The organism is Streptomyces spongiae, assembly GCF_009377185.1.
GTDB lineage: Bacteria > Actinomycetota > Actinomycetes > Streptomycetales > Streptomycetaceae > Streptomyces > Streptomyces spongiae.
Genome location: NZ_VJZC01000715.1, coordinates 1 through 4,556, shown reverse-complemented (window position 1 = coordinate 4,556; position 4,556 = coordinate 1). Strand labels below are relative to the sequence as shown.

Sequence of the window (4,556 nt, the reverse complement as noted above, 5' to 3'; positions counted from 1 at the left end):
CTCCAGCCCCCGCCCCCGCGGCCCGAAATGGCTGAGCCACTCCTCCCGCCGCCGTCGCCCCTCCGGGCTCAACGCGACCCCCTGCTCGGCGAGGTCGACGCCCTCCTCCGGAACGTCGGGTGAGTAACGGGGATTCGGAAGCAACGCGACCTCGTCCCCGCTGAGCGTCCCGAAGGTGGCGTGCTGCCCGGGGCTGGTCGCGGCGAGGAGGTCGTTGACACGGTCGACGACCTGCTCCACGTACAGCTTCCGCTGCCGCGGGCCACCGAGCGTGGGGTCGTCGACGGCGTCCCGGAACGCCTCGGTGAAGGCGCCGTCCGCGGCGAGTTCCAGCGGGCGGGCGGCGGCGATGACGGAGAACGACGTGAGCCGGTGCTGGTCGGCGTCGCGGGTCGCGGTCAGGCTGCGGGCCAGCTCGCGGACGGCGTCGACAGCGCCCTGTCCGGCGTAACAGGTGTCGAGGATCAGCAGGAGCCGCCGCAGACCGGTCTCCGTGACGATGCCGACGACGTCCTCGGTGGCCACCGCGGTGCCTTTGAGGAGGCCCGGGCGGCTGTCCTGGCACAGCACGTAGTGCCGGTCGTCGGACGAGCGGTCGCCGTGCCCGGTGTAGTAGAGGACCAGGACGCCGTCGCCCCGGTCGCCCTCGGCCGCCGCCCAGTCCGCCAGCTCCTTGCGCAGCCCCTGTGCCGTACAGCCGGACACGCGGTGCGGGGCCTCGTAGCCGAGCCGGGCGAGCAGGTCCGCCATGACGTCGAGATCCTTCGCGACGCACGGCAGTTCCTCAAGGTGGTCGTAGTCCCCATTGCCGGACACGACCGCCCACCGTGGTACGGAAGGGCCGGTCACAGCGGCTCTCCGGCCAGGCCCTCGGCGATGGCGGCGCCCGTCTCGGCGGCCGTCAGATGGCGCTCGATGGCGTGGGCCCGCCAGCCGTTGTCGACGAGGACGTCCGTGACCGACCTGTCCGCGTCCGGGAAGAGCGGGGCGAGTTCCTTCGCCAGGGCGACGACGTCCCGTCGGTCGCACAGGTTGCTCCAGCGGCGTACCGCACCGGGCCAGCGGCCTGTCCCGGCCCGCGGAGCCGGACGCAGGCGGTCGAAGACGAGATGCGGGGTGCCGAGCGGTGAACCGATGGTGACCAGGGTCGTGACCGGCCACTCGGGATGGGCGCACAGGGCCTCGTAGGCGACGACCGACCCGAGGGAATGGCCGACGAGTACGCGCGTGTCGGGGGCCACGCACGCGGCGATCTCCTGTTGGACCCGGTCGCGGACGCCGTCGTCGGTCAGATACCGGCGGACCTGCTTCAGCACCCCGATCAGGAAGCGGTCGGCCACCCCCGCCAGGAAGGACGACCTGCTGAGCGCGTACAACGCCCGTTGGACGGTGTACGGGACCGCCGCCTTGCTCCTGCTCTTCGCCGCGCTGTCCGGGGCGGGCACCCGGTCGGGCTCCAGACGGGCCGCTTCCTGCCACAGGGCCAGCAGTAGTTCGGCCTCGAAGGGATCGGTGACGTCGCGGTGGCCGTACGCCGGTTCTCCCTTGGCCGCGGCCGAGCCGGGTGGCCTGAACCAGTGTCCGTAGAAGGCGACTTCGATGTAGCTCGGCTTCAGGGACGGCCCGCCTGCCAGGCGTACCCCGTCGAGCAGCGCGGGCGCCACATCGCCGTGGAGCGAGTGTGTGCCCAGATACTGCTTGCCGATGCCGTGCACGACCACAATGGCTGCCATCAGCCCTACCCCCGCAGACGCTCCACGTAGGGCCGAGATCCTACCCGTGGTGGGCCATGCGGCGTGCGACGCGGCTCGTCAACAGCCGCTGTGCGCCGACACCTTGGGCCAGTGCTCCTGCAACGTCCGGACCGTTTCCGTGATCGCCGGCCGCCGGGTCGCACCCTGGCGCCACAGGGCGTACAGCCGCCGCACCGGCATGGGTTCGAGGGACACCTCGACCACTCCCGCGGGCAGCGGGCCACGCCCCAGGCGGGGGATCAGGCCGACACCGAGCCCCGCCGCGACGAGGGCGACGAGCGTCGGGTTCTCGTCGGCCTGGTGGACGATGTCCGGCTCGCACCCGGCCTCCCGGAGCGTACGGACCAGCCAGTCGTGACACACCCGCCCGGGCGGCTGACAGACCCACCGCTGCCCCTTGAGATCCGTACGGCGCACGGAGGGGCGCGCCGCGAAGGGGTGCCCCGCGGGCACCAGCAGGTCGGACAGATCGTCACCGATCACCGCGTGCTCCACCCCCGGAGGCGCCGGCAACGGTGCGATGTCCCAGTCGTGCGCGACCGCCATGTCGACCGCGCCCTTGGCCACCAGGTCCACGGACAGATGCGGGTCCACCTCCGTGAGACGGGTGTCGAGCGCCGGATGACGCCCCGCGAGATCGGCGAGCACCCCCGGCATCAGGCCCCGGGCCGCCGACGCGAACGCGGCGATCGTCAGCCGCCCCGCCGGCACCCCGCGCCGCTCCTCCAGCTCCGTCTCCGCCCGCTCGACGATCGCGAGCAACTCCTGTGCGGTGGCGGCGAGATGCTGCGCGTGCTCGGTGAGCCGGACACCGCGCCCCTGACGCTCCAGCAGCACTGTCCGCGTCTCCCGCTCCAGTTTCGCTATCTGCTGGGACACGGCCGACGGGGTGTACCCGAGGGCGGCCGCCGCGGCGCCGACCGTGCCGTGGACGGAGACGGCGTGCAGGGCACGCAGGCGCTGCAGATCGAGCATGGGGGCTCCCGGGCGGGTGACGAACTGGACGGGGGATGGCCTGGACGGGGGCGTCCTGGCGAACGGGCGTCCTGGCGAACGGGCGGACCCGTATCTTACGTAAGCACCGCTACATCCATCCATGCAGAAAACATCGCTGGTGCTGAACAGTACGAACCCCCGATGCTCGACCCATGCGACCCACCCACCTCTGCCTCGCCGTTCTCGTCACCGCCGCCTGGGGCGTGAACTTCACCGTCATCGAGATCGGCCTCGACCACTTCCCGCCCCTCCTCTTCTCGGCCCTGCGCTTCCTCGCCGCCGCCCTGCCCGCGGTCTTCTTCGTGGGGCGCCCCAAGGTCGCGTGGAAGTGGATCCTGGGGGTGGGTCTGGCGCTCGGGGTGGCCAAGTTCGGGCTGCTGTTCGTCGGCATGGACGCGGGCATGCCCGCCGGGCTGTCCTCGCTCGTCCTCCAGATCCAGGCGGTCTTCACGGCCCTCATCGCCTTCGCGGTCCTCGGCGAACGGCCCACCCGCGTACGGCTCCTGGGCATGGCGGTCGCCCTGTGCGGGGTGGGTGTGGCCGCCGTGGACGAGGGGACCGGCGGCCCGCTCGGCGCCTTCGTGCTCGTCATCGCGGCCGCGGTCTGCTGGGGAGTCTCCAACGTCCTCATCCGCAAGGCGTCGCCGCCCGACTCCCTGAACTTCATGGTGTGGGTCAGCACGGTGCCGGTCGTCCCTCTCCTGCTTCTGTCCCTGCTGACGGAGGGCCCGTCCGCCGACCTCGCCGCCCTGCGCGCGCTGGACTGGCAGGGCATCGGGGTGATCATGTACGTAGCCTGGGTGACCACGGTCTTCGGGTTCGGCGTCTGGGGCTGGCTGCTGCGCCGGCACCCGGCGTCGACGGTGGCGCCCTTCTCGCTCCTGGTACCGGTCTTCGGGATGTCCTCGGCGGCCCTGTTCCTGGGGGAGCCGGTCAGCAACCTGCGATGGTGCGCGGCGGCCCTGCTCGTGGGCGGCGTGGCGCTGACCTCACTGGCGCCGGCGTCGACGGCGTCGCCGGGAGGGGTACGTACGGAAGGCGTTCCCGACAGTGCGGAACGCCCTGCCGTGAACGTGTGACTCCGGCCGTTTTCTTGGCGTGGATACCACGGGACCACGGGCCAGGGGGCTTGCTAGGGTCCCGGATCATGACGGCTCAGGAACCCACGATCGTCGCCACCTCGGGCGGACTTCGCCCTGGAGACCGCACGAGGGTCACCTTCGACGCGCTCGTGCACCACGCGGTCGACCTCGCGGGCGTGACCGGGCGCCGGCCGAAGGTCATGTACGTCGGTACGGCCATCGGGGACGCCGAGTCCTTCGCCGCACGGGCGAGCGAGGCGGCACGTGTGGCGGGGTTCGACCTGACGCCGCTCCAGCTCTTCCCCATGCCCAACATCGCGGACATGGAGGGAGCGGTGCTCGACCAGGACGTCGTCTGGGTCATGGGCGGCTCGGTGGCGAACCTGCTGGCGGTGTGGCGGGTGCACGGGCTCGACGCGATCATGCGGCGGGCCTGGGAGGCGGGGGTCGTGCTCACCGGGGTGAGCGCGGGGTCGATCTGCTGGTTCCAGGGCGGTACGACGGACTCCTTCGGGCCCGAACTTCGGCCGGTGACCAACGCGTTGGGCTTCCTGCCGTACGGAAACGGCGTCCACTACGACACCGACCCGGGCCGTCGGCCACTGCTGCACCGCCTGGTCGCCGAGGGCACGCTGCCGGTCAGCCACTGCACCGATGACGGGGTGGGGCTGGTGTACCGGGGGACCGAGCTGGTGGAGGCGGTGACCGAGGTGCCCAAGAAGGG

At 71.9% G+C, this 4,556-nt stretch carries 5 protein-coding genes; 2 read left to right on the top strand and 3 right to left on the bottom strand.

All coding sequences use genetic code 11. From position 1 onward, the window contains the following. The 3 genes from FNH08_RS45200 to FNH08_RS45190 all read right to left on the bottom strand — a co-directional run. Positions 1 to 816: caspase family protein (locus tag FNH08_RS45200; protein WP_194238844.1), on the bottom strand; the 816-nt coding region annotated here is incomplete at its 3' end. Between the two features lie 29 nt (positions 817 to 845). Then, the gene (locus FNH08_RS45195) at positions 846 to 1,733 is read right to left on the bottom strand and encodes a hypothetical protein (RefSeq protein WP_152777375.1); all 888 of its coding nucleotides are present in this window, start codon (positions 1,731 to 1,733) and stop codon (positions 846 to 848) included. Between the two features lie 78 nt (positions 1,734 to 1,811). Then, positions 1,812 to 2,729 (bottom strand): LysR family transcriptional regulator, encoded by a 918-nt coding sequence (locus tag FNH08_RS45190; RefSeq protein WP_152777373.1) that lies wholly within the window; start codon positions 2,727 to 2,729, stop codon positions 1,812 to 1,814. Between the two features lie 173 nt (positions 2,730 to 2,902). Between FNH08_RS45190 and FNH08_RS45185 the strand changes: the two genes are divergently transcribed. After that, entirely contained in the window at positions 2,903 to 3,829 is a 927-nt protein-coding gene (locus tag FNH08_RS45185; RefSeq protein WP_152777371.1) for an EamA family transporter, read from the top strand. Between the two features lie 68 nt (positions 3,830 to 3,897). After that, positions 3,898 to 4,556: Type 1 glutamine amidotransferase-like domain-containing protein (locus FNH08_RS45180; RefSeq protein WP_152777369.1), on the top strand; the 659-nt coding region annotated here is incomplete at its 3' end.

What these genes read in the sequence shown, in the direction of transcription:
- FNH08_RS45195 (WP_152777375.1), bottom strand. Translation starts at nt 1,733, where the DNA reads ATGGCAGCCATTGTGGTCGTGCACGGCATCGGCAAGCAGTATCTGGGC.
- FNH08_RS45190 (WP_152777373.1), bottom strand. Translation starts at nt 2,729, where the DNA reads ATGCTCGATCTGCAGCGCCTGCGTGCCCTGCACGCCGTCTCCGTCCAC.
- FNH08_RS45185 (WP_152777371.1), top strand. Translation starts at nt 2,903, where the DNA reads ATGCGACCCACCCACCTCTGCCTCGCCGTTCTCGTCACCGCCGCCTGG.